The organism is Pedobacter cryoconitis, from assembly GCF_014207135.1.
GTDB classification, from domain to species: domain Bacteria; phylum Bacteroidota; class Bacteroidia; order Sphingobacteriales; family Sphingobacteriaceae; genus Pedobacter; species Pedobacter cryoconitis_D.
On sequence record NZ_JACHCC010000014.1, the window covers coordinates 40181 to 65316 of the forward strand.

25 protein-coding genes are annotated in these 25136 nt (G+C 38.4%); 6 read left to right on the plus strand and 19 right to left on the minus strand.

Annotation, left to right across the window (positions count from 1 at the left end):
- Positions 1-5: 5 nt before the first annotated feature.
- A complete protein-coding gene (locus tag HDF25_RS22745; RefSeq protein WP_184628706.1) occupies positions 6-887 on the minus strand; it encodes a polyphosphate kinase 2 family protein in 882 nt (293 codons plus the stop codon).
- A 203-nt stretch (positions 888-1090) separates the two neighbouring features.
- Here HDF25_RS22745 and HDF25_RS22750 point away from each other — a divergent pair, with 203 nt between their 5' ends.
- Both HDF25_RS22750 and HDF25_RS22755 read left to right on the plus strand, forming a co-directional pair.
- Positions 1091-3562, plus strand: a complete 2472-nt coding sequence (locus HDF25_RS22750) for a penicillin-binding protein 1A (protein WP_184628707.1) — start codon at positions 1091-1093, stop codon at positions 3560-3562.
- A 123-nt stretch (positions 3563-3685) separates the two neighbouring features.
- Entirely contained in the window at positions 3686-4057 is a 372-nt protein-coding gene (locus HDF25_RS22755) for a VOC family protein (RefSeq protein ID WP_184628708.1), read from the plus strand.
- Positions 4058-4091: 34 nt separating this feature from the next.
- On the opposite strand, the gene HDF25_RS22760 is transcribed toward HDF25_RS22755, so the two are convergent.
- Positions 4092-4442, minus strand: a complete 351-nt coding sequence (locus tag HDF25_RS22760) for a GIY-YIG nuclease family protein (RefSeq protein ID WP_184628709.1) — start codon at positions 4440-4442, stop codon at positions 4092-4094.
- A 134-nt stretch (positions 4443-4576) separates the two neighbouring features.
- On the opposite strand from HDF25_RS22760, the gene HDF25_RS22765 reads away from it, so the two are divergent.
- Together HDF25_RS22765 and HDF25_RS22770 are read left to right on the plus strand one after the other, a co-directional pair.
- The gene (locus HDF25_RS22765) at positions 4577-5353 is read left to right on the plus strand and encodes an XRE family transcriptional regulator (protein ID WP_184628710.1); all 777 of its coding nucleotides are present in this window, start codon (positions 4577-4579) and stop codon (positions 5351-5353) included.
- A gap of 105 nt (positions 5354-5458) precedes the next feature.
- Positions 5459-5881 carry a hypothetical protein gene (locus tag HDF25_RS22770; protein WP_184628711.1) on the plus strand — a complete coding sequence of 141 codons (423 nt, stop codon included), beginning with the start codon at positions 5459-5461 and terminating at the stop codon, positions 5879-5881.
- A gap of 88 nt (positions 5882-5969) precedes the next feature.
- Here HDF25_RS22770 and rplT read toward each other — a convergent pair whose 3' ends face one another.
- The 14 genes from rplT to HDF25_RS22840 form a co-directional block, all read right to left on the minus strand.
- Positions 5970-6314, minus strand: a complete 345-nt coding sequence (gene rplT, locus HDF25_RS22775) for a 50S ribosomal protein L20 (protein ID WP_068400926.1) — start codon at positions 6312-6314, stop codon at positions 5970-5972.
- A 77-nt stretch (positions 6315-6391) separates the two neighbouring features.
- Entirely contained in the window at positions 6392-6592 is a 201-nt protein-coding gene (gene rpmI / locus HDF25_RS22780; RefSeq protein ID WP_037439533.1) for a 50S ribosomal protein L35, read from the minus strand.
- Positions 6593-6618: 26 nt separating this feature from the next.
- Complete coding sequence (gene infC / locus HDF25_RS22785) at positions 6619-7188, minus strand: translation initiation factor IF-3 (RefSeq protein WP_051759761.1); 570 nt, start codon at positions 7186-7188, stop codon at positions 6619-6621.
- A 13-nt stretch (positions 7189-7201) separates the two neighbouring features.
- The gene (gene thrS, locus HDF25_RS22790; RefSeq protein WP_184628712.1) at positions 7202-9127 is read right to left on the minus strand and encodes a threonine--tRNA ligase; all 1926 of its coding nucleotides are present in this window, start codon (positions 9125-9127) and stop codon (positions 7202-7204) included.
- A gap of 137 nt (positions 9128-9264) precedes the next feature.
- Entirely contained in the window at positions 9265-10194 is a 930-nt protein-coding gene (locus HDF25_RS22795) for a LysR family transcriptional regulator (RefSeq protein WP_184628713.1), read from the minus strand.
- A gap of 89 nt (positions 10195-10283) precedes the next feature.
- Entirely contained in the window at positions 10284-10835 is a 552-nt protein-coding gene (locus tag HDF25_RS22800) for a GNAT family N-acetyltransferase (protein WP_184628714.1), read from the minus strand.
- Positions 10822-11517: a ribose-5-phosphate isomerase RpiA gene (rpiA, locus tag HDF25_RS22805; RefSeq protein ID WP_221451007.1), complete on the minus strand. Its 696-nt coding sequence runs from the start codon at positions 11515-11517 to the stop codon at positions 10822-10824. Before rpiA ends, HDF25_RS22800 begins: the two co-directional genes overlap by 14 nt.
- Positions 11518-11653: 136 nt before the next feature.
- Complete coding sequence (locus HDF25_RS22810) at positions 11654-12685, minus strand: hemin-degrading factor (protein ID WP_184628715.1); 1032 nt, start codon at positions 12683-12685, stop codon at positions 11654-11656.
- Between the two features lie 66 nt (positions 12686-12751).
- Positions 12752-13534 (minus strand): heme ABC transporter ATP-binding protein, encoded by a 783-nt coding sequence (locus HDF25_RS22815; RefSeq protein WP_184628716.1) that lies wholly within the window; start codon positions 13532-13534, stop codon positions 12752-12754.
- Between the two features lies 1 nt (position 13535).
- Complete coding sequence (locus HDF25_RS22820; RefSeq protein WP_260409446.1) at positions 13536-14582, minus strand: FecCD family ABC transporter permease; 1047 nt, start codon at positions 14580-14582, stop codon at positions 13536-13538.
- Positions 14579-15451, minus strand: coding sequence for a hemin ABC transporter substrate-binding protein (locus HDF25_RS22825; RefSeq protein WP_184628717.1), 873 nt, complete (start codon positions 15449-15451; stop codon positions 14579-14581). The genes HDF25_RS22820 and HDF25_RS22825 overlap by 4 nt, the downstream gene beginning before the upstream one ends.
- 107 nt (positions 15452-15558) lie before the next feature.
- Positions 15559-16623 carry an HmuY family protein gene (locus HDF25_RS22830; RefSeq protein WP_184628718.1) on the minus strand — a complete coding sequence of 355 codons (1065 nt, stop codon included), beginning with the start codon at positions 16621-16623 and terminating at the stop codon, positions 15559-15561.
- Between the two features lie 19 nt (positions 16624-16642).
- A complete protein-coding gene (locus HDF25_RS22835) occupies positions 16643-18739 on the minus strand; it encodes a TonB-dependent receptor plug domain-containing protein (protein WP_184628719.1) in 2097 nt (698 codons plus the stop codon).
- A 140-nt stretch (positions 18740-18879) separates the two neighbouring features.
- Positions 18880-19614 carry a LytR/AlgR family response regulator transcription factor gene (locus tag HDF25_RS22840; RefSeq protein WP_184628720.1) on the minus strand — a complete coding sequence of 245 codons (735 nt, stop codon included), beginning with the start codon at positions 19612-19614 and terminating at the stop codon, positions 18880-18882.
- 429 nt (positions 19615-20043) lie between these two features.
- Here HDF25_RS22840 and HDF25_RS22845 point away from each other — a divergent pair, with 429 nt between their 5' ends.
- Positions 20044-20739, plus strand: coding sequence for an HlyD family efflux transporter periplasmic adaptor subunit (locus tag HDF25_RS22845; RefSeq protein ID WP_184628721.1), 696 nt, complete (start codon positions 20044-20046; stop codon positions 20737-20739).
- Between the two features lie 11 nt (positions 20740-20750).
- Here the strand turns inward: HDF25_RS22845 and HDF25_RS22850 are convergent, their stop codons facing one another.
- The 3 genes from HDF25_RS22850 to HDF25_RS22860 form a co-directional block, all read right to left on the minus strand.
- Positions 20751-21401 carry a response regulator gene (locus tag HDF25_RS22850; RefSeq protein WP_184628722.1) on the minus strand — a complete coding sequence of 217 codons (651 nt, stop codon included), beginning with the start codon at positions 21399-21401 and terminating at the stop codon, positions 20751-20753.
- Positions 21402-21428: 27 nt separating this feature from the next.
- The gene (locus HDF25_RS25955) at positions 21429-23060 is read right to left on the minus strand and encodes an ATP-binding protein (protein WP_221451008.1); all 1632 of its coding nucleotides are present in this window, start codon (positions 23058-23060) and stop codon (positions 21429-21431) included.
- A gap of 311 nt (positions 23061-23371) precedes the next feature.
- On the minus strand, positions 23372-24052 hold the full coding sequence (locus HDF25_RS22860; RefSeq protein ID WP_184628724.1) for a hypothetical protein: 681 nt from the start codon (positions 24050-24052) through the stop codon (positions 23372-23374).
- Positions 24053-24380: 328 nt separating this feature from the next.
- On the opposite strand from HDF25_RS22860, the gene HDF25_RS22865 reads away from it, so the two are divergent.
- Positions 24381-24959, plus strand: a complete 579-nt coding sequence (locus tag HDF25_RS22865) for a YceI family protein (protein ID WP_184628725.1) — start codon at positions 24381-24383, stop codon at positions 24957-24959.
- Positions 24960-25136: the final 177 nt, after the last annotated feature.

A 25136-nucleotide genomic window follows, 5' to 3' on the forward strand; every position in this document is an offset into this window, starting at 1 on the left:
AATAATTATACTTCAGTTAATAATTTTTCTTTATATCCTTCCAGTTTAGCCAGCGCTTCATCGGCCAATACAGGGAACTTCAAATTCATTTTCTTAAAGGTACTTTCCAATATCTGGCTAATAGTCAAACGGGCAAACCACTTTTTATCGGCCGGAATAATATACCAGGGTGCATTGTCAGTGGATGTCTCGGAAATTGCTTCTTCATAGGCTTCCATATAATCCTTCCATAAAGCTCTTTCAGTAATATCAGACTCTGAAAATTTCCAGTTCTTTGAAGGGTCATTAATCCGGTCCAGGAAACGTAGCTTCTGTTCATCTCTTGAAACGTATAAAAAGAATTTGAGAATTACTGTGCCGTTCCCGGTGATTTGTTTTTCAAAATTCCGGATATTATCATAACGCGCTTTCCAGAAATTCTTATCGATCTTCCTGACGTCGTCATATCCCGGAATTCTTTCATTTAATACATATTCGGGGTGGACTTTACAAACCAATACGTTTTCATAATGTGACCGGTTGTGAATACCAATCCGCCCACGCTGAGGCAGAGCCAGATTATGTCTCCATAAGAAATCATGTTCATATTCATTTGCACTGGGTGTTTTAAAGCTATAAACCTGACAGCCCTGAGGATTCAGACCAGACATAACATGGGCAACCGCACTATCCTTTCCCGCAGCATCCATAGCCTGAAAAATAATTAGCACTGAATGTGAATTTTCGGCGTACAGGACCTTCTGGTGTATGCTTAATTTTTCCTTGACAGCACCGAGCATTGCCTTTCCTTCTTTTTTGCCCAAATCTCCATTGTAGTGGGTACTATACTCCTTCAATTTTATCTTTTGTCCTGACGGTGCTAAAAAGCGGTTTATTTCTTTACTCATGTATAGGTTATTTTGAAAACTACTAAACAGAACGGAACTATCTAATTTACTAAAAATCAGTCCATATATAGTATATATGGCATAGGAAGCCCAACGTATTTTATAATGGTAAAAATTTTAGTGATTTATTTACGTTAATTTGCACATAATGTTGTTAACAAGATTTAACTTAAACTGTTTTACTAATTTTTTGACCAAACTGTATGTTTAAAGAGATTCACAATAAATACCTGCGTTATTTCTCAGTGTTTATTTTTTGTATCATTATTTTCTTTTGCGCGCTTCAGCTGAACTTCCTGTGGCTTTTTGGCTACTCTCCTTCTTACAAGGATATCAAATTACCCACACAAAGTGTAGGCTCGGAACTGTATACTTCGGATGGAAAACTGATAGGCAGATATTATAAAGAAAACCGTACTCCGGTTGTTTTCAAACAAATCTCACCAAGCGTGATCAATGCACTGGTTGCAACAGAAGATGTTCGTTTTTACAAACACATGGGAATAGACTTCCGGTCTTTGTTATCAAGCGGAATCTCTACAGCAACTGGTGATAAAAGAGGTGCCAGTACAATCACTCAGCAGCTGGCTAAAAACATGTACCGTACCAGATATAATAAATCTCAGGGTTTTATCAAACATATCCCGGTAATCAGGACTATTGTTTCTAAACTGAAAGAATGGATGACGGCGGTAAAACTAGAGTCCAACTATTCCAAGAATGAGATTATCACAATGTATCTGAATACAGTGTCCTTTGGAAATAACACATATGGGATAAAAACTGCAGCAAGGGTATACTTTGATAAACAAACAGACTCACTGACTGTTCCTGAATCAGCCATGCTGGTAGGTATGCTTAAAGGAACCACAACTTACAATCCTGTACGTTACCCGGAAAGAGCACTGGAAAGAAGAAACGTATCTCTTTCGCAAATGAACAAATACGGCTATATCAGCGCAGCTGAGCTTGCCCAGTATAAGAGTACACCTGTAAAACTTAAAGAAGGAAGAGAAGACGAAGGCAGTGACGGTGATTCTTATCTGAGAGCGGCCGTAGCCAAATATCTGGAAAAATGGTGTGATAAAAACGGATATGACCTTTATGAAGATGGATTAAAAATCTACACCACTATTGACTCTAAACTTCAGAAATATGCTGAGGAGGCTGTTGCTGAACAAATGAAAATTATTCAGCGCAGATTTTATAGTGTCTGGGGTAACGAAGATCCATGGGAAGATTCTGAAAAACATAAAGTTGATTATCCTAACCGTGCGATGCGTAATCTTCCGATCTATGCCTTACTGGAGAAAAAATATGCAAACAGTCCTGATTCTGTAACCGCTTATTTTAATAAAAAGAAGAAAATGAAAATCTTCACCTATAAAGGTGACAGGGATACTTTGTTCTCGACCATGGATTCTATCCGTTATTACGGTAAAATTATGAACACTGGTATGATGACCCTTGACCCTTTTAATGGTAAAATCAAGGTATGGGTTGGTGGTCTGGATCATAAATTCTTTAAATATGACCATGTTAACCAGTCTAAACGCCAGGCAGGTTCAACTTTTAAACCTTTCGCCTACCTGACTGCATTTGAAAGCGGCATGAGCCCTTGTGATACCTTTATCGATAAGCCTGTTAAAATCAAATACGATGAGAAAGGCAAAACTGAGTATTGGGAACCAAAAAATGCAAACTGGCAAAATACTTACCGCGAGACTTCACTTCGCGCGGCAATGGGACGCTCTATCAATACAATTACTGCTCAGGTGACCGAAAAGGTTGGCTGGGAGAATGTTGTAAAATGGGCACATGAATGTGGTATCGATAGTCATCTGGAGTCTGTACCTTCTGTAAGTCTTGGCTCTAACGATGTCTCTGTATTTGAAATGGTAAGAGCATACGGAACATTCCTGAACAAAGGTGTAAGGACCGATCCTATTTTAGTAGAAAGGATCACAGATCAGGATGGTAATGTACTTGAAGATTTCGTCGCAAAAACCAAAAAAGTACTTTCTGAGGAAATTGCATGGTTAATGCTTTATATGTTCAGAGGTGGAATGGAAGAACCGGGAGGAACTTCAAGAGCTTTATGGGAATGGGATCTTTGGAAAAACAATAACCAGATTGGTGGTAAAACAGGAACATCTTCTGACTATGTGGATGCCTGGTATATGGGGATTACAAAAGACCTGGTTACAGGCGTATGGGTAGGTTGTGACGAACGTTCAGCACACTTTAAAAATGGTGAAACCGGTGAAGGCTCACACACTGCTCTTCCTATTTTCGCTAAGTTTATGGAAAAGGTTTACCACGATAAAAGTACCGGATATACTTACGGGCCTTTCCCGAAAGCGACAGTACCTATCACCAGAAACTATAACTGTCCCACTCCTGTTTATACGGCAGATACAACCAAAAAGGATAGTGTAGCTGTAGACTCCTTAAATGTAGCCCCTGTTGTTGATGGTGCCGCCCCCGCAGAAAAACAGGAAGAGGTAAAACCAGAAGAGAAAAAAGCTCCTGAACCTGCTCCGAAGCAACTGGCACCTGTTGTACCATTAACCAGAAAAGAGGAGCGCGAACTGAAAAGAAAAAAACGCCAGGAAGAGAAGGATAAGAAAAAACAGGAAGAAGAAAACAAAAAGAACGAGAGCAAGACCAACTAGTTCTATGAACACATCAATCTCCTGATATAGTTATCAGACAGAATAAAAAAAAGGCCAGCCGAAATTTAAACGTGCTGGCCTTTTTAGTATATTGGTATTATATTATTTATAAAATTGATCAATATGAAAAAAGTAACTGGTATCGGCGGCATCTTTTTTAAGTGCGATGATCCAAAAAAGATGAATGAATGGTATGCCAAAAACCTAGGCCTGCCCGTTGCCGAATATGGTACTATGTTCACCTGGCGCACTACCGATGATCCGGAGAAAGAAGGCAGTACCGTATGGAGCCCGTTTGCCAAAGACACCAAATACTTTGAACCTTCCAAAAAAGACTTCATGATCAACTACCGGGTTGAAAATATAGAGGAATTGGTTGAGCAATTAAAAAATGACGGTGTAACCATCATCGATGAGATCAAAACTTATGAATATGGCAAGTTCGTCCATATCCTTGACCCGGAAGGTAACAGTATCGAATTGTGGGAAGAATAAATTACTGACCTGAATTACATTGCCTCCCCTTCTTCTATGACATAATGGTCAATGGTATCTTAACCTGTGTAGACAATGGTCTGCTCATCGTGATATGCTCAAAGTCAAGACCGATAGTCAGATCAATCCAATCCGGATTGCAAGAGCGGACTAAACGCTCTTTTTGCATTCTGGTGAATCTGCTGATCAGTTTAAAGCGGCTGAGTGCCTGTGGCTCCGTCTTAAACTCTTCAAAATAGACCAAACGGGTAAGCTGCTGTCCACTGTCAAAAAACAGACTTGGCATTTGCTTATAAAAATCAAGCGTCTTAATTAAATCAGCGCTCATTCCAACATGTAAACTGGTACGGTTTCTATCGGTCACGATGTAGACAAATTTTCTCATTGCTTGTAGTTTTAATTATCACCACTAATTAAATTAGTATATATATTTGTAGTACAGATAAATATTACTAACTTTATTGGTACAATAATACTAACTATTTTAGTAAAAACAAATTATTTTTAATCTTTTATTTTATGTCGAATATTTCCATAAACCTCAAATACTTAAGAAAGAAAAAAGGCCACACACAGCAACAATTCGCTGATTTAATGGGAATTAAAAGATCACTGGTTGGTGCTTACGAAGAAGACCGTGCGGAACCTAAATATGATTTGCTAAAAAAAATAGCAGAACACTATGAACTAACCATGGATGAATTCATTAACGAAATCATCAATGACAACTGGAAACCTAAATTAAAGAGTCAGGGTTCCAATCTGCGGATATTAAGTATATCGGTTGATCATAATGACAATGAAAATATTGAAATGGTTCCTGTAAAAGCAAGTGCAGGTTATCTGAACGGGTTCTCTGACCCCGAGTATATCAAAGATCTGCCTAAATTTCAACTCCCCCTGCCCTCTTTAAAACAGGGTACTTTCAGAGCTTTTGAAATTGTAGGGGATTCCATGTTGCCTATTCAGCCAGGAAGTATTATTATCGGTGAGTATATGGATAACTGGAATGATGTTAAAACCGGAGAAACCTATGTAATTATCAGCAAAAATGAAGGTGTCGTTTATAAACGTGCCGGAAACCGCTTTAAGGAAAACAAAGAGTTGAAATTAGTCTCAGATAATAAGCTGTACGACCCTTATACGGTTGCTGCTGAAGATATACTGGAAATATGGAAAGCAAAGGCTTATATCAGCTCTACGCTACCTGATGCGACACCAGAGCCGAGCATGGAGACCTTAACAAATATGATGGCGCAAATGCAGAAGTCAATCTCACAAATGAATAAAAATTAAGTTTTTTTAGCATCTGCCGGCAATAGCTGACGAATTTCGGCAGGCTCTTAAACCTTTTTCACTCTTTTTACTCTATATTATTAAATAACACACAAACAAACACTTATGAAAAGAGTATTTTTAACATTAGCCATAGCAGTAATCGGATTAACTGCCAGCTATGCACAAACAGCAACTAAACAAGGTACTGCCAGCCAAAAAATGACTGCTGAGCAAAAGGCTCAGAAAGCCACGGCCAAATTAGAGCAGGAATTGACTTTATCTGCGGATCAAAAACAGAAAATCTATGCTGTAGAACTGGATAAGTACAAAAAAAGTGAAGACTGGCATAAACTGAGTAAAGCAAACCGAAAAGCGCAGAAAGATCAGCATACTGCCTTAAAGAAAGAAACAGATGCTAAACTGAATGAGGTACTGACTGCTGATCAAAAGAAAAAACTACAGGATATGCATGCGGCAAAGAAAGCTGCAAAACAGGCTGGCAAGAACAACCAGAATGGGCCTAAAGCACCTGAGAAAACACAATAAATATTATAGGGGGTAAAACTTCCCTCTCAAATTTCAAGCATAAAAAAAGGGAGCAAAATTGCTCCCTTTTTTTTGATGTTATATATTTCTATTTAACTGTATCAATTACTGCTTTGAAAGCTTCTGGATGATTCATAGCTAAGTCAGCTAAAACCTTACGGTTTAAACCAATGTTTTTAGCCGCTAATTTACCAATGAACTGAGAGTAAGAAATACCATATTGACGCGCACCAGCGTTAATACGTTGAATCCACAAACCGCGGAATTCTCTTTTCTTAACTTTACGGTCACGGTATGCATACTGCAAACCTTTCTCAACCGTATTTTTTGCTACAGTGAATACTTTACTTCTTGATCCCCAATAGCCTTTGGCCATATTAAGGACTTTTTTCCGTCTTCTTCTCGAAGCTACTGCGTTTACCGAACGTGGCATAGTGTTGTTGTTTTTTGATAAACGGTGTTGCGTATTTCAGCAAACTTACTACCGGGTACCTGGTTAAAAAAATTTAATTATTTACCGATAGCAAGCATACGCTTAACGTTGCCCATATCAGCACTTGACACCATTGAGGTGTGACCCAAATTACGCTTACGTTTAGTAGACATTTTTGTTAAAATGTGACTTTTGTATGCGTTTTTTCTTGCGATTTTACCGGTTCCAGTAAGCGAAAAACGCTTTTTAGCACTGGAATTGGTTTTCATTTTTGGCATAACCTGTTCTTATTTATGTAATTTATTTATTTTTTTGCAACTTTTGGAGCAAGGGTTAAAAACATACGTTTACCTTCTAATTTAGGTAAAAGTTCAACCTTACCTATATCTTCCAAAGCCTGTGCGAACTTAAGCAATAAGATCTCTCCCTGCTCTTTGTAAACAATCGCTCTACCTTTGAAATGTACATATGCTCTAACTTTCTCTCCGTTCTCCAGAAAACTAACTGCATGTTTCAGTTTGAACTGAAAATCATGATCGTTGGTATTCGGTCCGAAACGGATCTCCTTTATTATCGTTTGTTTAGCATTCGCCTTAATCTCTTTCTGCTTTTTCTTTTGTTCGTAAACAAATTTGCTGTAATCGATTATTCTACAAACCGGTGGAACTGCATTTGGTGATATTTCTACCAGGTCCAACTCCAGTTCATCGGCAAGGGCTAAAGCTTTTGCCAAAGGATAAATCCCTGGTTCAACATTATCGCCAGCTAATCTAACCTCCTGGGCTCTGATAAACTGATTAATATTATGTTCTGCTTCTTTTTTCTTAAAAGGAGGACGTGGTCCCCTATTAAATCCTGGTCTGCCTAATGCCAAATTTATATACTATTTAAACTGTTATTTCTTTAATTAATAATTCACTGAACGCCTGGATAGTCATTTCTCCTAAATCGCCTTCTCCGTGTTTCCTTACTGACAACTTTCCTTCCAACATTTCCTTTTCCCCGATTATCAGCATATAAGGAGTCTTTTTAACCTCAGCGTCTCTGATTTTCCTTCCAATTTTCTCATCGCGAAAGTCAATCAAACCGCGAATATCGGAATTATTTAGTTCATCTGAAACTTTTTTAGCATAATCTTCATACTTTTCTGAAATTGGAAGGATTATGAATTGCTCAGGAGAAAGCCATAATGGGAAATTTCCAGCACAATGTTCAATCAAAACTGCGATAAAACGCTCCAAAGAACCAAATGGGGCACGATGGATCATTACAGGTCTGTGTTTCAGATTGTCACTGCCAGTATATTCAAGTTCAAATCTTTCCGGTAAATTATAATCTACCTGGATTGTTCCCAACTGCCATTTTCTGCCCAGTGCATCTTTCACCATAAAGTCAAGCTTCGGTCCGTAAAATGCTGCTTCACCTAATTCAGTTACCGTATTCAAACCTTTCTCTGCCGCTGCTTCAATTATTGCATTTTCAGCCAGTTTCCAGTTCTCGTCAGTACCGATATATTTCGATTTGTTTTCCGGATCTCTTAATGAAATCTGGGCAGTGTAGCTTTCAAATCCTAAAGATTTAAATACGTACAATACCAGATCAATCACTTTCATGAATTCTTCTTTCACCTGATCCGGACGACAGAATAAATGTGCATCATCCTGAGTAAAACCACGAACCCTGGTTAAACCGTGTAACTCACCACTTTGCTCATAACGGTAAACAGTACCGAATTCTGCTAAACGCAGTGGAAGGTCTTTATAAGACCGTGGTTTAACTTTATATATTTCACAGTGATGCGGGCAGTTCATTGGTTTTAACATGAACTCCTCTCCTTCCTGAGGTGTTTTTATACCCTGAAAAGAATCAGCACCATATTTATCCCAGTGACCAGAAGTCACATAAAGATTTTTATGACCAATATGTGGTGTGATTACTTGTTCGTATCCTGATTTTGCTTGTGCTTTAGTTAAAAAATTCACTAAACGCTCACGCAAAGCAGTTCCTTTAGGCAACCATAACGGCAAGCCCATCCCTACTTTTTCAGAGAAAGCAAATAATTCAAGTTCTTTCCCTAACTTCCTGTGGTCGCGTCTTTTAGCTTCCTCAATCATTAACAGATATTCTGTCAATTCACTTGCTTTAGGAAAAGTAACCCCATAAATACGGGTTAACTGTTTTTTAGTTTCATCACCTCTCCAGTATGCACCGGCAACGTTCATTAATTTTACAGCCTTTACAAATCCAGTATTCGGGATATGTGGTCCGCGGCATAAATCGGTGAACTCACCCTGCTTGTAAAAAGTAATTTTACCGTCATCCAGTCCATCTATCAGATCCAGCTTATATTCATCACCTTTTTCAGTGAAATAAGCTATTGCATCTGCTTTAGAAACATTCTCCCGTACAAAAACTTCTTTTTGTTTGGCCAGCTCCATGAATTTTGCTTCGATAGCTTTAAAATGATCAGAAGAAAACTCCTGGTCACCAAAATCAACATCATAGTAAAAACCTGTTTCAATAGCAGGACCGATACCGAATTTAGTACCCGGATATAAAGCTTCCAATGCTTCAGCCATGATATGGGCAGAAGAGTGCCAGAATGTAGCTTTACCAGCGGTATCATTCCAGGTTAATAATTTAACTGATGAATCTTTCTCAATAGGTCTGGAAGAATCCCAGACTTCGCCGTTAACTTCGGCAGCTAAAACGTTGCGGGCCAAGCCTTCAGAAATTGACAAAGCAATTTCATGTGCACTTGTTCCCTTTTCATACGGACGTACTGAGCCATCCGGGAGTGTAATGTTAATCATCTACAACTATGATTTATATATGAATTTAATGAATTAATAGTACCCAATCAATACAAAGTGATTTTCGGAATTACAAAGGTAGGCTTTTATGCTATAATCAAGAAAGAAATTAAAAAATGAGGCAAATGTCCCCTGGGTCAGGCTATCAGTTCATGACCTGCATTTTCAAGCGGACTCATTTCCTTTTCAAATATCTGCTGAATGACTTTGATTTCTTCAGCATAAATTGTCTTTTTCCGCATCGCGAAATGAAGCGTATTTTCCATAGTTTTAGTTCCTTCCCAAACTATTTTTACACTCCCGTCCAGAACCTCATTTTTGCATAAAAAATCTGGCAATACGGCAAAACCACGCATTCCTTTAATACACCTGACAATCGAGCTCATATTTGGAACGATATAATTAGGTTTAAAGTCCAGCCTTTTGTTAAAGTTATTATGCCAGAACCTCATCAGATGTTCCATATCCCCGGAGGTTCCATACCAGATCTGATGTTTAAGCCACTCCTGCATTCCTTTCAGATTGCCATTCTTATTCATCAGCTCAAAATCTGTCGTATCATTTTCGGAACCACTCACCAGCACAATTTTCTCTTTCGAAAAAGCCTTATAAGCTATATTCTTCATATTTTCCATGTGCGGGGTAATCACAAGATCCAAAATTCCGTTATCCAGGTCATTGAGCATCTGGGGATAATCACCAAATTTCACAATAACATTAAATGATAAACCAGATAAATAAGGCTCAAGCATCAGCTGAAAGGTTTCAAAACACATTCCCAGGCTAAGCGTTGGCTTCTCTTTTTCTGTACTCCTATGAAAGTGTTTTTCTGCTTCTTCCAGCTTGATTAATGCTTCTAAGACAAAATTGTACATCACCTTACCACGCTCTGTCGGAACCATTTTCCGGGAAGTGCGGTCAAAAAGCTTATAACCTACATAAGACTCAAGAGAACTCAGGTGTAAACTTACACCAGGCTGAGAGACAAAAAGAGTTTCGGCGGCTCCGGTAAGTGTGCCTGTTTCATAAATAGCCCTGAAGGTCCTGTACCATTCCAGATTTACCATAATATCATGATTATAATACAAAGATACAATATGTATCATTATTATAGACAAACATGACTGTTTTAATGGGAAAAACCAAGGGCCGGCCGTTAGTCTTTATTAATCAATGAATAGATTACTGCATCCAGGAACTTACCATCGAAATAGGAGTTTTCTTTAAAATGCGCTTCTTTGATAAAGTTATGTTTGAGAAGTAAATACTCAGAAGCATGATTATCCGGATCGATAACCGCTTCCAGGGAATGAAATTTCAAATCTTTAAAGGCATAATCAATGACCCTGCCCAGAGCTTCTTTCATCACTCCTTTACCCTGATAATCGGGATGAAGGATATAACCGGTTTCCGATCTGAAGTTCTCTGGCTGCATTCTGATCAGACAAATCATTCCGATCAGTTTATCCTCATCTTTAAAAGTGACCGCCCAGTTAATCAGTGTATTCTCATCAGTCCCCTTATCAATCGTTTTGATATAATCCAAGGCGTCCTCCTCGGTTTTAGCCAGGGGACGCGGGATATATTTCATAATATCAGGGCTGGATCTGAGTGCAAATACCTCATTTACATCAGCAGCTGTAATTCGCCTCAAACGTAAACGCTCCGATTCCAGCACCGGAAAAGGGTCAAAATTAATTTCCATCATATATAATAGTATCAGTTCCTTTTCCCATAATGATTTTTGAGGTCAGATTGACAAATAACCCATGTGCCAGCACTCCTTCAATCTGGTTTAATTTTTCAGATAAACCAGCAGGATCACTGATCAGACCAAAGTCAGTATCTACAATGATATTCCCATTATCTGTGATAAATGGCGTATCGTTTCTTAACCGTACCTCTCCTTTGCCGCCTAATTTACTCAACTGTCCCAGTACATAATTTAATGCCAGATGCACCACCTCTACCGGAACTTTGAATTTGCCTAATTGAGATACAAATTTGCCGGAATCTGCAATGATGATTTCATTTTTAGTCAGTGAGGCTACAATTTTCTCTCTGAATAATGCCCCTCCCCCTCCTTTAATCAGATTTAAATGTGCATCAAATTCGTCTGCTCCATCGATGGTGATATCAATGACATTCACTTCACTCATCGGTAGTAATTCAATACCTAAAGAAGTTGCCAGTGCTGCGGTATGCTCGGAGGTTGGCACACCTTTGATCTTTAGACCGTTTTCCACCATTAAAGCTATTTCCTGAATAGCAAAAAAGGCTGTTGACCCCGTGCCTAATCCAACGACATCATTATTTTTAATTAATTTAACAGCTTCTCTCGCTGCGACCTGTTTTTCAAGGTCTTTAATATCAATTGATTGCTTATCCAAGGTTCTAAGATTAAATATGTAATCGAGTAGCGTTACATCCTGATAAAATTAATCAAAATAATAGGAATAAGAAAAGCCCGGTGATAAACAACCGGGCTTCGGGCATAGAAATATTCAGCAACAAATATTTAGTAATTTATCTGGAGATAACAGCTATTTCATTTACCATTAATCTCCAATGTTCATTTTCAGGAATGCCTGGTTTACGTTTGCCGAAAAACTGAACTATGATCTCACCAGACTGGTCAAACACTTCAATGCTGGTTACAATACCATCTGCTGTAGGTTTCTTAACCAACCAGACAGATGCAATTGCATCTTCACGCAAATGCATATTAAAATCAGGATCCATTACATTAAACCATGGACCTGTCTGCAAAAGATTCTTCACCAGACCGGTATGAATCTGTATACAACCAGCACTTCCGGTAAACACCATAATTTCAAGGTCCGTTTCTGAAGCTTTATGCAAAACTGCTTTCAAAGACTCTTTTGTAATAGCAACCGCATGACCTTCAGGAGCCAAACGCAATCCCTGTGTGCGGGTCACTCCGAATTTCCTTAAAAGACCATGAAATTCATGTGTGTCCTGTAAGTTCAGCCATTTTTCCTGAAAGGCAGCTACATCAATTTCGTGATCTGGTTTTTCTTCTGCAACCTTTTTATCTTTCTGGATCAAAAGAGGTTCTTCCTGATCAGCTGCGGTGAAGGCTTTCACCAAAGTATTATATGCCCGTACGTCGCTGGTTTCAACCAGGTAGATTTTATGAATTGCTTCTCCGTCTTTACCAAAAAACTGCAGACTTTTCCTGCCGTTTTCATCAACTGCAAAAGCAGAAGACCATTGCATCATAAATAATCTCAAATCAATATCCGGGTTTACTGCAAGTCCCATCGGACCGGAAAACGTAACATTTTTATAAACACCTTTACGTTCATGTACACAAAAGTCATTACGGGTCAAAGCCATTACCTTGCCCAATGATTCAACAGACTTCAGGATCTCCTGAAAATCGTTTGTCAGACGGGTTACTGTTTCTCCGGTTGAGGTAGCCAGTAATTCAGCTTCTGTAGTGTCTAATTGTTTTGCTGCATCTCTGATCCTTACTTTAGGGTTTTCTGCTCTGAAGGCCTCCCAAAGACTTTTTAGTCCCATTATTTTTTCCATTTGATTATATTTTTTTTACTGATAATGAAGCCTGCATAAACTCATGCTGGTTCTTTGTTATAAATTTCATGTCTGTATAGTTGCCGGAATAACCAGCGGGCAGGTGTATCCTTCACATGCCATTAACTTAACGTTAATATTAAAGGTTTCATGTATATTTTTACAATTAATTACTTCTAATGGTGTACCCAGAGCCACTTTCCGTCCATTTTTGAGCATTAGTATTTTATCTGCAAACCGGGAAGCAAAATTGATATCATGAAGGATACAAATGACACAATATCCACGATTGGCAAGGCTGCGGGCAAGTTCCATAACCTGCTGCTGATAAAGCAGATCCAGTCCATTGGTTGGCTCATCCAAAAACAAACAGGCGTCAGGACAATCGTAAACCTGGGCCAGTACTCTTGATAGTTGTACACGCTGCTGTTCCCCACCCGAAAGGGTATTATAATCTCTCCCCGAAAGGTGGGTAATACCTGTTTCTTCCATCACCTTTTGAACAACTTCCTGATCATGCGGGCCGGGCTGTTGTTCAAAATGCGGATACCTGCCCATCATGACCAGTTCATCCACCATAAAAGAAATGGAAATTGTATGATGCTGAGAAAGGACTGCACGTTGTCTTGCCAGTTCTGGCAAGGTATATTTCTTCAGGTTTTGTCCCCTGAAGACAATATCACCGTAAGCAGGTGTAGTTTCCCTGCACAATAACTTCATCAACGTGCTTTTACCAGCTCCGTTTGCGCCCAGTACAGCTAACAACTCGCCAGATTTCACTTCAAAACTTAAGTCATGCAGCAACATCTTTTTTCCGATCTGATAAGTAATATTTTGTACCTGGATCATATTATAATTTATTTTTATTACGCTCAGAAATAATGATAGAGATGAATACAGGGGTACCAATTAAAGCTGTCAGAATACCAATAGGCAGCTCACCGGGAGCTACTATAGTCCTGGCTATCAGATCGGCAATGGTTAACAATGCAGCCCCCAGAATTGCTGCACCTGGAATGACCAGACGGTTGTCGGCCGTAAAAGTCATTCTTAGAATATGCGGAATGATCAATCCGATAAAACCAATGATTCCGGATACCGCTACAGAAGTACCTACTGCCATAGTGGCCAGTACAATAATGATCCTTTTTATTGTAACTACATTGATTCCCATGTGAAGTGCCTGGGCTTCCCCTAATGCCAATGCGTTTAAAGATTTGGCCAGGAATGGAAGAATTGCTACAGGTATCAAAATAAAAGGCATGACACCAGTCACTGTTTCCCAGTTTGCACCGCCCAGACTTCCCAGACTCCAGAAAGCAATTGCCGGGAGTTGTTCATTAGTAGCCATATAGGTTAACAAACCAACGAATGCACTTGCCAGCGCAGTAATTGCAATACCTGATAGTAATAACATGGTAATTGCAGTCTTACCATTCCGGGTAGACATCCGGTAAACGATCAGGGTAGCAAGTGCAGCACCGATAAAAGCGGAAATGGAAATTGCATAAAAACCAATTACTCCGTTTAATTTTGTAAAGAAGGTAAATTCCATGACAATCATCAATACCGCGAACAGTGTTCCGCCAGCAGATATCCCAATTAACCCGGGTTCTGCGAGAGGGTTTCTGAACAGGCCCTGAATAGCAGCACCAGAAACACCCAGCCCAGCTCCAATCAATACACCTAAGACCACCCTGGGCAATCTGATATTCATCAGTACCGCTGCTTGTTGTGATTTAAAACCTATAGTTTCTGAAAGTCCGGTTTTATAAGCTATAATCGATAAAAGCTCGGCCATACTTATTCTGACCGCCCCCAGGCAGGAAGATAAAATCACAACGGCTAACAGCAGGAGCGAAAGTAATATCAGGATCAGTTTTGTTTTTTTACTCAATTTAATTTAGTTGCAAGTTCCTGAATAGCAATACCTAAACGCGGACCAAAACTACCAAGCAGTTCCCCGTCCATACTTATAATCCTCTTGTTTTTACCTGCATTGGTTTCTTTAACTCCTTGAATCTTGACTACCCCAGGGATTCCACCCAAACTCTGTAAACCTGAATCGAAAAGCAGAATAACATCAGGGTTAGCTTTGACCAGGGCCTCAGCAGTTAATGGCTTGTAATCTGCAAATTCAGTAACTGCATTCTGCCCCCCTGCCAGCTTAATTGCAGTTTCTACCTGTGTTCCTGTACCCCCAACCATCATTGTTCCTGCACCACGTGCATAGATGAACAGCACCTTTGTTTTTTTAGTCACAGGTTTAACCGCAGCCAGATCAGTATCCAGAATTTTCGCCAGTGAATCTCCTTTAGCCTGAAGATGAAGACTGTCAGCCAGGGTATGGATTATCTTTTTTGTACCATCAGCAGAGAATTCCTGATCCAGTAATAAAAGTTTCACGCCCGCTGCTTTAAACTGAGCAGAAATTGCCGGCGTAATATCTTTCTTAGCAGCGATAATCAGGTTAGGCTGCAGTGCCAGAATACCTTCTGCATTTATATTCCTGTTATGACCTACTTTTGGTTTTGACTTCAGGTTCTCCGGATAATTACTGGTTACATCTGTCCCAACTATATTTTTATCCAGACCTATTCCCGCAAGTACTTCACTGATTGCTCCATTCAGAGACACAATTTTAGTACTATCCGGAAGACTTTCTGCTTTAGGCTGACTACCGGTATTACATGCACCAAGGCTAAGCACAAACAAAGTCGCAGCCAGGAGGTTAAGTTTTCTGTTTTTATTGAATTGAAAATTCATATTTATAATTATTTAATAAGATAAAATCTGCCAGTTGAAAAAAAAATGAATAAAGGCGGCTTTCATACAGGATGAAAGCCAGCCTTCGCAACCTAAACTAACCAAGTCTATGCCTTTTTAACCAATTTATATTCGATCACTGGTTTACCGCGTACCCCAGCATCATTTGGATGGAAACTCACAAATTTCAATTTATAAATATTACCAGCACCGTCTTTAACCAGGTAAAAACGATCTGTTTTCACACCTATTGGTGTACCCGACGTAATTCTCCAGTTTCCAGCAATCACATCTCTGTTGCCAACGAAAGTTATACCTGATAAATTCGCTTCAGTAAAGTCAGCAAAAGCAACATTACTGTTTGCCCCTGCACCAGTGTAGATTACTTCAGCAGCTGTTACCCCACCTACAAAATTAATCAGTACAAAATCCGAAAAAGTATAAGGAATAGTTGCATTGGCCTTATAGGTAGACAGTGTCCATTGTATATCCCAGGCTGCTTTAACAGGCTCAACATCAACTGCACCAGTTACGAAGGATACATATTTAAAATTAAAAGCGGCATCTTTTGTAACTGTCAGACTTTTAAAAGTTGTCTCATTGATTTTGGCATATTGCAAGGTATAACCTGCTCCGGCGCGGATGACACGGATTTTTTCCCATCCGCTCTTTCCACCACGGTTAATGATATAGACTTTATTGTCCGCATCAGTTGCCGAAATTGTTTTAATCACCGTACCTGCCAGATATGCCGTTGCAGTTCCTTCTACAGGATCTATAGTAGAAAAACCACCTTCACCCTGTCCAAGATTTAAAGCCCCCGAAGCCGCCAGTGTAATAGTATCGGTTGCAGTCACCTTGGTTAAATCAGTTTGTGCTAAAGCAATGGCAGTTGCTCCAACAGTATGATTTAATATTACTTTGAAATCATTTCCCGCGTAAAAGCCCAGATCCCATGAAGTACGGGCAACCGAAGTTTGTTTATCAGTACTGAAATCCACGAAAACACTGTTTCCTGCACTTGCACCTGCTTCTGTGCCAATAAGACCATTTAAAGTAAGCTTATTGCCTACTGAAGCCGGGGCTTCAATAATTGGATTGTTATCTTTTTTGCAGGCTGTAAATGCCGTTGCAAAACATAATAAAGTGATGAGTTGAGTAAATTTGTTCATGTTGTGTATTTATTAGGATTTAATCTTTTGCCCAGTTAAAACTTAAACCCACTACATAGGAACGGCCATAACTTAATGGTATAGAACCTCCTCCGGTACTATGTGCGCCACCTGTAGCTGTAGCAGTGCTATTCAGTGTAGTAATATTAAACAGGTTATTTACACCTGCATTTAAGTTGAGTGTTTTAAAAAGTTTTTTGGTTATCATCAGATCGGCAATAGTTGATGAAGCAACTTTTGTCAATTTTATCTTTTGTACTCCATTCTCTGTATAATCCTGATATCTTCGGGTGGTACCATTAAATTTGGCCGATAAGTTCAAAATCGCTCCGAGCCTTGGGAAACTATAACTCAGGTTGGTATTGATTTCCGGTGACCATACAAATTCGGGAGATTCACCATATAGTGTAGATACTGCACTAAATTTATTATACGAACCGATCATGGCAAAACCGAGGGTTGCCTGGAAATCTTTCCATAGCAGTGTATTGTCTAATGTACCGCCAACTGTCCTGAATCTGTCGACATTATACAAAGTGGTTACTCCCCCATCAGTTTCTGAAGTCACAAAATTGATCTGGTTTTTAATATTGTTATAGAAACCTCCTAATACAGAGCTGACCGTAAGCTCCTTTGTCTGGACTGCATCAAGCGAAAAAGAGGCTGTGAAACTATTGGATTGTTCTGCTTTCAGATTTTCGTTTCCAAGAATGGTATGGTTGGCATCAACAAAATCATAGTAGAGTTCACGTAATGCCGGTGCACGGAAACCACTTGCATAACCCAAACGGAAATCAAGTTTGTCAGTCAGCTTAATCTTGGTATTCAGTGATGGGATAACCGGAGGGGCATCATAAACCGAGTTTTTAATGAATCTGAAACCAGGACGGATAGTTACTCCTTTGATGACATCCAGTGTCGATGAAATGAAAAATGCATAATCATTGATTGTAGGATTTCCTTTAATTCTGGCAGCACTGGCCCCATCGAGCGTAACTTCTACACCAGGTTGAAAAGCGATCTGATCAGACAGCTTATATTGAAGGGTAGTCCTGACAGTTCCTGTTCTGAATTTCGCAACATCCTGCTCGCCCAATCCATCGGTTAACCTGTCCGTCCCTGCAGCGAAATCATGCTCTGTGGTTTTAGTCGCACGCCGCAAATCATTATAACTTAAAGAACCACTTAGTTGTAGCTTATTGTTAAAGCGATAATCTCCCTGTAATTGCTGTGTATATCTGTTAGTGATATATTGCTGATTCTTCGACTTGTTTACATTTGCAATATAAGGTCCTCTGCTATCAATGTTTTCGTTTACATAATCTAATCTGTACCAGATATTTAAATTATCATCATTATAACCCACTCTGGCATTGGCGAACCATTTCTTTTTTGGTTTCCAGCGGTTTGGATTGGCCAGACTTTCGTCAGCCGTAGTTGTAGGACTGATCACATTAAAGCCATTAAAATCTTCACGTGTCAGGCCCGCCAATGCATTCCAGTTTTTATTTCGCCATCCTGCTCCCAGGTGCTGGGTATGCATTCCTGATTTACCAAAAGGAGCATATTCTGTTCCTACTGTTTCTTCCTGAACCCTTGCATTTATATTCAGGTTTTCTTTCCCCGGTCTTTTAGTAATGATATTGATTACACCGACTAATGCATCCGAGCCATAAGAAACAGAGAGAGGCCCTTCTACGATTTCAATGCGTTCAACCGTATTGATGTCAATCTGGGCTAAACTTTCACGGGCGTCACTCCTGTCCAGCATTGGTACACCATCTAATAAGATTTTTATGCTGCGTCCGGACATCCCCATCATCTGGACATCCGTCGTCCCCAGAGCCATATCATTGGAAAACCTGAATCCAAGTTCTGTATTTAGTACCTGCTGAATACTGGTTGCAGCTTTTAACCGGATCCGCTCAGCATTGATAATGCGTGTTCTGTAAACAGAATTTTTTAGAGATTGAGGCTGATATTCACCTGTGACAACAACTTCTTTCAGATTATTAGCCGTCGTATCTTTTTTCTTCTGACTAACGACAGTTTTGTCCTGCGCATGAATAGTTGCAGTAAATATAAATATAGTAACCAGCAGTAAACCAATTCTCATTAAAAAACCTATTTAGAATTATTTTAAATAACTCCGCAAACATAGCTAGTTATTTAGAATAATTACAAATAAAATTTACAATAATTCACAAAACATTAGTAATGAGACTAATAAATCAATCTTAATTTAAGATCTGGCTTTTATTTATTCGTTTTTAAGACACTTAAACCAACGTATTTAAAGAAGGAATCTTTATAGGTATTCCCCAGTTGCAAAATAGTCTTGTTTTTAAGTATGACCATATTTCCTTCAATATGATTGATCTTTTTATGGTTGACCACGAATGATTTATGAATACGCAAAAAACTATCTTCCGGCAATTGCAGAATGACATTTTTCAAAGGGATATAAGCAGTATAGCTCTCATTTTCGAGATTAAAGATCACATGGTTATCATTTGATTCGATATAATAGATATCATCAAATTCTATCTTAATCAACCTCCCTTTAGCCCCGTATTTGATATAAATATAACTGATTTCAGAAGATACTGGGGGTACAGCAGATTTACCCAGCATCGGGACAAAACTAATCACTTTATGAATAGCCTGCATAAACCGCTTGTGAGAAACCGGTTTTAATAAATAATCAACTGCATTATGACCAAATGCATCAAAAGCGTAATCTCTGTAACCACTTACAAAAATTACCTTGGTTGCTGTAGTAATTTGCTCACAGAAATCCCTTCCGTCCAGTTCGGGCATATTAATATCCAGAAAAATAAGATCTGGTGCCAACCTGTTCACCTCAACTAACCCCTGTTCCGGATCACTGTTAAAACCGACTAATTCCAGGTAAGGGACTTCACTGATATACTCGCGCAACGTACTGATCACATGAAATTCATCATCAACTATATAACAACTTATATTCATCGGTTAATTTATATTAATCACAGGTAATATTATGATAAATGAATGTACTATATAAACAGCTAATTAGACAATTCATTTTATCCACAGCTCAATGTATAAAATAGCTGCTAACTAACGAAATCCCAGAGCTTTATTTTTCGCAGACAGAATCTTAAAATATAAACCCCTCTAAAAATTATGTTCACCATTCAAAAACCTGCTTTAACCCGAACTATTTTATCGGACCAAACAATATTTATAATTTGTAGCTATTAAAAAACTAAGCCTCATTAATACGAAAAATCTCAGTCCTGCCCGAAGGAAAAATAAATAATACTTTTCTACCTATGAAAAGAACAAGTCAGATCGTATCTACTTTCTGGCTTGCTTTATTTTTCTTCAAAAGCCTGGCTCAGACTGGAGATATAAAATTAAAGAAGGAAAAAAACAATGCTAGCAGAGACCAAAACAAATAACCTCCTGAATAAGATTAACAGTTACAGCATGACATTGACTTTTGCAACGCTTTGTCTGCTGATTCTGATTACATTTATTATTCCATACAGGGACAGTCTCTCATTCAAGGCCGAATTTCATACGCAGCATAAAATTATTCCGGTAATCAGCCCCTACAATGGTATTATCAAAAAAAATGTCTTTAATATCAATAATGCAATAGAACCTAATTTATTTCTGTTTACCATTTTTGATTTATCAGCGCAAAAGGATATATCAATATATGCTAAAGAGGCTGGTTATTACATGCCTAATAAAATACAATTCAGGAATAAAACTTATGTCAGTAAAAATGATACGCTCTTTTATATCATGCCTGACATTAAAAGTAAAGGTGAAGTATATTGTACAGCCGCAGCCGATGAGTCGAATGTCGCCAAACTGAATGTTGGAAATAAAGTAATGATCAGTGTGGATCGTGATGAGCAGGAATTTAGTATTTCCGGCACTATCTCTTCTATATCCAGGGTACCAGACAGATCAGGAAAATACCCTTTCCAGATCAGCCTGGAAAATAAAGATGTACGCTTTATTTCAGAAAAGGATATGTTTTATTTTAACCACCAGGGTAAGGCCCTGATCAACTATAAAACCAAAAACCTGGCTCACAAATTACTTAGTTTTTTATAGCGTAAAGCGTATTACTGGATAATACCACTTAATACAGCAAATCTGATCAGCGCTGCAGTATTTCTTGAACCGGTCTTCTCAATCAGACTCTGCCTGTGGCCTTCAATCGTCCGTTTGCTGATGAACAGTTTATCAGACATTTCGTTGTTCGTCAGCCCTTCGGCTATCAAATGTAATATTTCAATTTCCCGCATAGAGAAATCCAGGTTAGCATTGATCTGATTTATAGGCATATTAGCTGCATGAACTAACTTATCAAGCAAACGTATTGACAATTCAGCACATAAGTATTTACCACCTGTATTGACATGTTTTAATGAAAAGATCAATTCGTCAGCACTTACACTTTTCAAGAGGTAGCCAGACGCCCCTTCAGAAAACGCCTGTGAGACGTACTTCTCATTATCCAGCATGGAAAGCATTACAATCTGTGTTTCAGGTTTTTTCAATTTCAATTCCCTGATCAGGGAAATCCCATCCATCTCGGGCATATTAATATCAGCAAGTACAATATCAACTTTAATTCCTTTATCGATGATTTCCAGAACCTCCAGACCATTAGTAGCTTCGCCGGCTATACTAATTTCCTTGTCGGCTTCCAACAGCATACGAATTCCATTACGAACTATATTATGATCTTCTGCTAATAGTAAACTTAACATAAATGTGTTTTATCTGATTAAAAAAATTTACACCGAAAATTCTGGTGTATTAAAGAATGTAATGGTAACGACAAGGCCTTTTTTGGCATTATTAAACTTAATCTGTCCGTTTAGCAGATAAACCCTGTTCTTAATTCCACTTAAACCAGATCCGCTACTGAAAGCCTCATCAATGTTCTGGTGGAGTCCTATACCATTGTCTGTTACCCTGATGATAACCTGGTTATCATGAAAACTTACTTTTACTTCTGCGTGTGTGGCATGAGCATGTTTGATACAGTTATTGATCAGTTCCTGTATCATCCTGAAGGAATACAGCTGTACATCCTGATGGAGAAAATCTGCTGAACTATCAATGTAAGTATCAATCTGGAAATGTACTGTGCTTGTCCGCTGAGCCATTTCTTTTATTCCGGCAACGAAACCAAAGTTTTTCAATACTGCCGGAGTCAGTTCATAGGAGATCTGCCGGGTTTCCCTGATTGCCTGATCCAGTAACTGATTGACATTTTTGAATTCACCTTTCAGGTTATGAACCCTTTCTACACTTTCCAGGTTCAGCTTTATACCGTAAAGTAGCTGACAGACACTATCATGCAATGCCCTGCTGATATTGTTGCGTTCTTTTTCCTGTGCAGTCAGGGTAGCAGAAAGAATTAACTTCTGTTGGTCATTCTTTAGAATTTCTGCTTCGTGCTCAAATTTTTTACGTTCAGTAATATCCATTAATATCCCGGCAAAATAGTTTGACTTGGACTCTTCCTGTACCTTGATTTCGTGCCCTTTTGCCGCAATATATTTAAACTGTCCAGTCTCATCAGCCACCCTGAACTCCATATCAATATCTTTCAATCCATTGACTGCACTCATCAGCTGATGACGAACATGCTGCTGATCATCTGGATGGATCATTGAAATCAATCCAACGATCGTACCTTTGAAAGCCCAGCTATTAATCCCCATAATCTTATAACTATGGCTGTCTAAAAAGACGGTATTTGATCCCCAGCTAATTTTCCAGGTTCCGGTAGCTGATGCTCTCAATGTCATTTCCAACCTTTCTTTCGTCTCTTTGAGAATTTGCTGGGCATTCCTACTCTCAGTAATGTCAATGACAGTGATGTAGTATTTAATATCAGTGGTGAACATACTCGAAACCCCTATACCTTCCATTCTGGTATATACAACTTTACCATTTAAAAACTTCAGCTTAATCTCAGCAGATTGTTTACCATCACTATGCTGCATTCTATGCAAGAAATTATAGAAATCCTCCCATGACTTTGGAGCAATGAAACTTTGGAATCTCCTATTCATGATAGCCTGTTTAGAGATTTTAAGCAGATCAATCCCATTCTGATTGGCCTCTTCCACGATTCCAAGATAATCAAGAATGAAATATCCTACCGGAGCCAGATCATAAAGTCCTACAAATTTGGCCCGCTCCTGATCAAGCGTTAAATAGGACGCCTTAAGTTCATCATTCTGCATCTGCAGTTCCATCTGATAGACCTGAAGTTCATTCAGAAGAACATTAATATCATCATCAGTCAGTTTTCGGGGTGAAGAGAAAATATCATTCTTATGCTTCAATTTCCCTGACAACCTACTAATCAACGATGGATGACTTACTCTGGCTGAATTTTGACTTTTATCCACTGTTTTGACTTCTAAAAATGATTAATAAGGCTGATAGTCTAATTGTATCGCAATGATTTACCGGCTGAGTCTTCACAAAAAAAACTTTTGAAGTGCATGAAAAGATCCGGCCGAACCGACTACTCCTATGATTGGGAAAGAAGATTGTGCCTGCCTGGATTCTTTTAATTTGTTTTGATCTTGTATCATTATTTTTTCAGAGATCTTATAAAGATAAAATTAACTTAGAAGTACTCAGTTACAAAAATATATTAAAAAGATAAAATAATAGATCGCGTTTACTAATTATAATGTTGATTCAAATTACTATTTCAGGTAATGTTCAATTGCTGATCCACATATGCTCTCCTTCGAAAGTTATGCAGATGCGCATTTTTACAGGCTACGACTGACTGCATTAAACGAAACATTGCCTTATAATTCTCATTCCAGGAAAATGCACTATTCCCCTGAACAACGGAATTGGGAAAAGAATGAATATTAGCATGCATTTTTTTCAGGTTTTCAGGTAATCTATATCCTTCTGTAAACACCAGGTCGGCTTTCTCCAACAGTTTTTTCTCCAGTATACTCATTTCTTGAGGCACATGCCTCAGCCCGGAAACTTCATCCATACAATCGTACACAGTCAGTTTAGGTTTATGTTTTTTCACAAATAACTGGGCCAAAGGGTTATAATACCAGAATGTCCACTGACTGAGTTCTGCATCTCTTAAAAACTCATCGATCAACTCTGCCATACATCGGGTTACCTGATCTGAACTTAATCCGGGCATTAAATGCGGCACCACTTTCCAAAGCGTTTCTGAACGGGTACCAAAAGAAAAAAACGGTTTTTCTTTTGCGTCAAATACCGGATCTTCAACAAAATAAACATTGATATCGCTAGCAAAACGCAGAAGCAAATGCTGCGGTCTTTGTAATAAAAAATCCCAACGGAGATGTGAAAAACAAAGCAGGTTTTTTGGTGGCTGGTCTACAGATGATTTCATATTGTTTAAGAGATGGCTAAATCAATATCAAATTTAAGATGATTTATAAATCTGACATCAGTATAAACACCTAAAAACAATGTGTTAAATACCTATTTTCAGAGTATAAATATTTAACAATAATTTTATTTCCCCGTTTTTAAAAAAACATAATCAACTGAATACAAAAGACTTAAACAACATACAAATAAAACTCAATAAACCACTTATTTCCTGTTATAAAGCCCCCGGTTAATGAAAAAAACCAGCTGAAACCGATTTTCTTATCATACATCAATACAACCCAAATTAAATTATACCATATTTGTCGTATAAAAAAATTAAAGACATGAAAAAACTACTCGTATTATTATTTGCAGCCTCAGCTGCACTATTTGCTTTTAAGCCTGCGGCAAATACATGGAATGCTGATAAAGCACATTCAAAATTAGGATTTGTGGTAACGCATTTAATGATTAATGATGTTGAAGGTTCATTTAAGAACTTTGAATCTACAATATCTGCTTCAAAAGATGATTTCTCTGATGCTGTTATTACTTTAAGTGCAGATGTAAATTCTGTAAATACTGAAGATGAAAAAAGAGATGCTCATTTAAAAAGTGCCGATTTCTTTGATGCCGAGAAATTCCCTAAATTAACTTTCAAAAGTACTTCGGTAAAAAAAGTATCTGCTAACAAATATAAAGTAAGCGGTTTATTATCATTACACGGCGTGACTAAATCAGTTACTTTGGACGCTACTTTAAGAGGTTTAACGACTAACCCAATGTCTAAAAAAGCTACTGCAGGTTTCAAAGTATCAGGAACAGTCAAAAGAGCTGATTTCGCCTTAGGTTCGAAATATCCAAATGCAATGTTAAGTGACGAAGTTACACTTAATGCAAATACAGAATTCGTTAAAAACTAATTCACACAGTTATAAACAAAAAGAGAGGGCAACTTACGTTGCCCTCTCTTTTTGTTTATAACTGTTCACTAAAGCGACCAGAGCCAGCATCCTGCTTAACCCGGATTCAGGGATTGACCTCACAGGTAAATAGTTCAGCTTTCATTCATATTTTCTTCAGTTCCATTCGAAGCTTCT

What these genes read in the sequence shown, in the direction of transcription:
- HDF25_RS22765 (WP_184628710.1), top strand. Translation starts at nt 4,577, where the DNA reads ATGTCGAATATTTCCATAAACCTCAAATACTTAAGAAAGAAAAAAGGC.
- HDF25_RS22760 (WP_184628709.1), bottom strand. Translation starts at nt 4,442, where the DNA reads ATGAGAAAATTTGTCTACATCGTGACCGATAGAAACCGTACCAGTTTA.
- HDF25_RS22815 (WP_184628716.1), bottom strand. Translation starts at nt 13,534, where the DNA reads ATGATCCAGGTACAAAATATTACTTATCAGATCGGAAAAAAGATGTTG.
- HDF25_RS22840 (WP_184628720.1), bottom strand. Translation starts at nt 19,614, where the DNA reads ATGAATATAAGTTGTTATATAGTTGATGATGAATTTCATGTGATCAGT.
- HDF25_RS22865 (WP_184628725.1), top strand. Translation starts at nt 24,381, where the DNA reads ATGAAAAAACTACTCGTATTATTATTTGCAGCCTCAGCTGCACTATTT.
- HDF25_RS22830 (WP_184628718.1), bottom strand. Translation starts at nt 16,623, where the DNA reads ATGAACAAATTTACTCAACTCATCACTTTATTATGTTTTGCAACGGCA.
- HDF25_RS22770 (WP_184628711.1), top strand. Translation starts at nt 5,459, where the DNA reads ATGAAAAGAGTATTTTTAACATTAGCCATAGCAGTAATCGGATTAACT.
- rplT (WP_068400926.1), bottom strand. Translation starts at nt 6,314, where the DNA reads ATGCCACGTTCGGTAAACGCAGTAGCTTCGAGAAGAAGACGGAAAAAA.
- HDF25_RS22850 (WP_184628722.1), bottom strand. Translation starts at nt 21,401, where the DNA reads ATGTTAAGTTTACTATTAGCAGAAGATCATAATATAGTTCGTAATGGA.
- HDF25_RS22860 (WP_184628724.1), bottom strand. Translation starts at nt 24,052, where the DNA reads ATGAAATCATCTGTAGACCAGCCACCAAAAAACCTGCTTTGTTTTTCA.
- HDF25_RS22810 (WP_184628715.1), bottom strand. Translation starts at nt 12,685, where the DNA reads ATGGAAAAAATAATGGGACTAAAAAGTCTTTGGGAGGCCTTCAGAGCA.
- HDF25_RS22825 (WP_184628717.1), bottom strand. Translation starts at nt 15,451, where the DNA reads ATGAATTTTCAATTCAATAAAAACAGAAAACTTAACCTCCTGGCTGCG.
- HDF25_RS22755 (WP_184628708.1), top strand. Translation starts at nt 3,686, where the DNA reads ATGAAAAAAGTAACTGGTATCGGCGGCATCTTTTTTAAGTGCGATGAT.
- HDF25_RS22795 (WP_184628713.1), bottom strand. Translation starts at nt 10,194, where the DNA reads ATGGTAAATCTGGAATGGTACAGGACCTTCAGGGCTATTTATGAAACA.
- HDF25_RS22835 (WP_184628719.1), bottom strand. Translation starts at nt 18,739, where the DNA reads ATGAGAATTGGTTTACTGCTGGTTACTATATTTATATTTACTGCAACT.
- thrS (WP_184628712.1), bottom strand. Translation starts at nt 9,127, where the DNA reads ATGATTAACATTACACTCCCGGATGGCTCAGTACGTCCGTATGAAAAG.
- HDF25_RS22745 (WP_184628706.1), bottom strand. Translation starts at nt 887, where the DNA reads ATGAGTAAAGAAATAAACCGCTTTTTAGCACCGTCAGGACAAAAGATA.
- rpmI (WP_037439533.1), bottom strand. Translation starts at nt 6,592, where the DNA reads ATGCCAAAAATGAAAACCAATTCCAGTGCTAAAAAGCGTTTTTCGCTT.
- HDF25_RS22800 (WP_184628714.1), bottom strand. Translation starts at nt 10,835, where the DNA reads ATGATGGAAATTAATTTTGACCCTTTTCCGGTGCTGGAATCGGAGCGT.
- HDF25_RS22845 (WP_184628721.1), top strand. Translation starts at nt 20,044, where the DNA reads ATGCTAGCAGAGACCAAAACAAATAACCTCCTGAATAAGATTAACAGT.
- HDF25_RS22750 (WP_184628707.1), top strand. Translation starts at nt 1,091, where the DNA reads ATGTTTAAAGAGATTCACAATAAATACCTGCGTTATTTCTCAGTGTTT.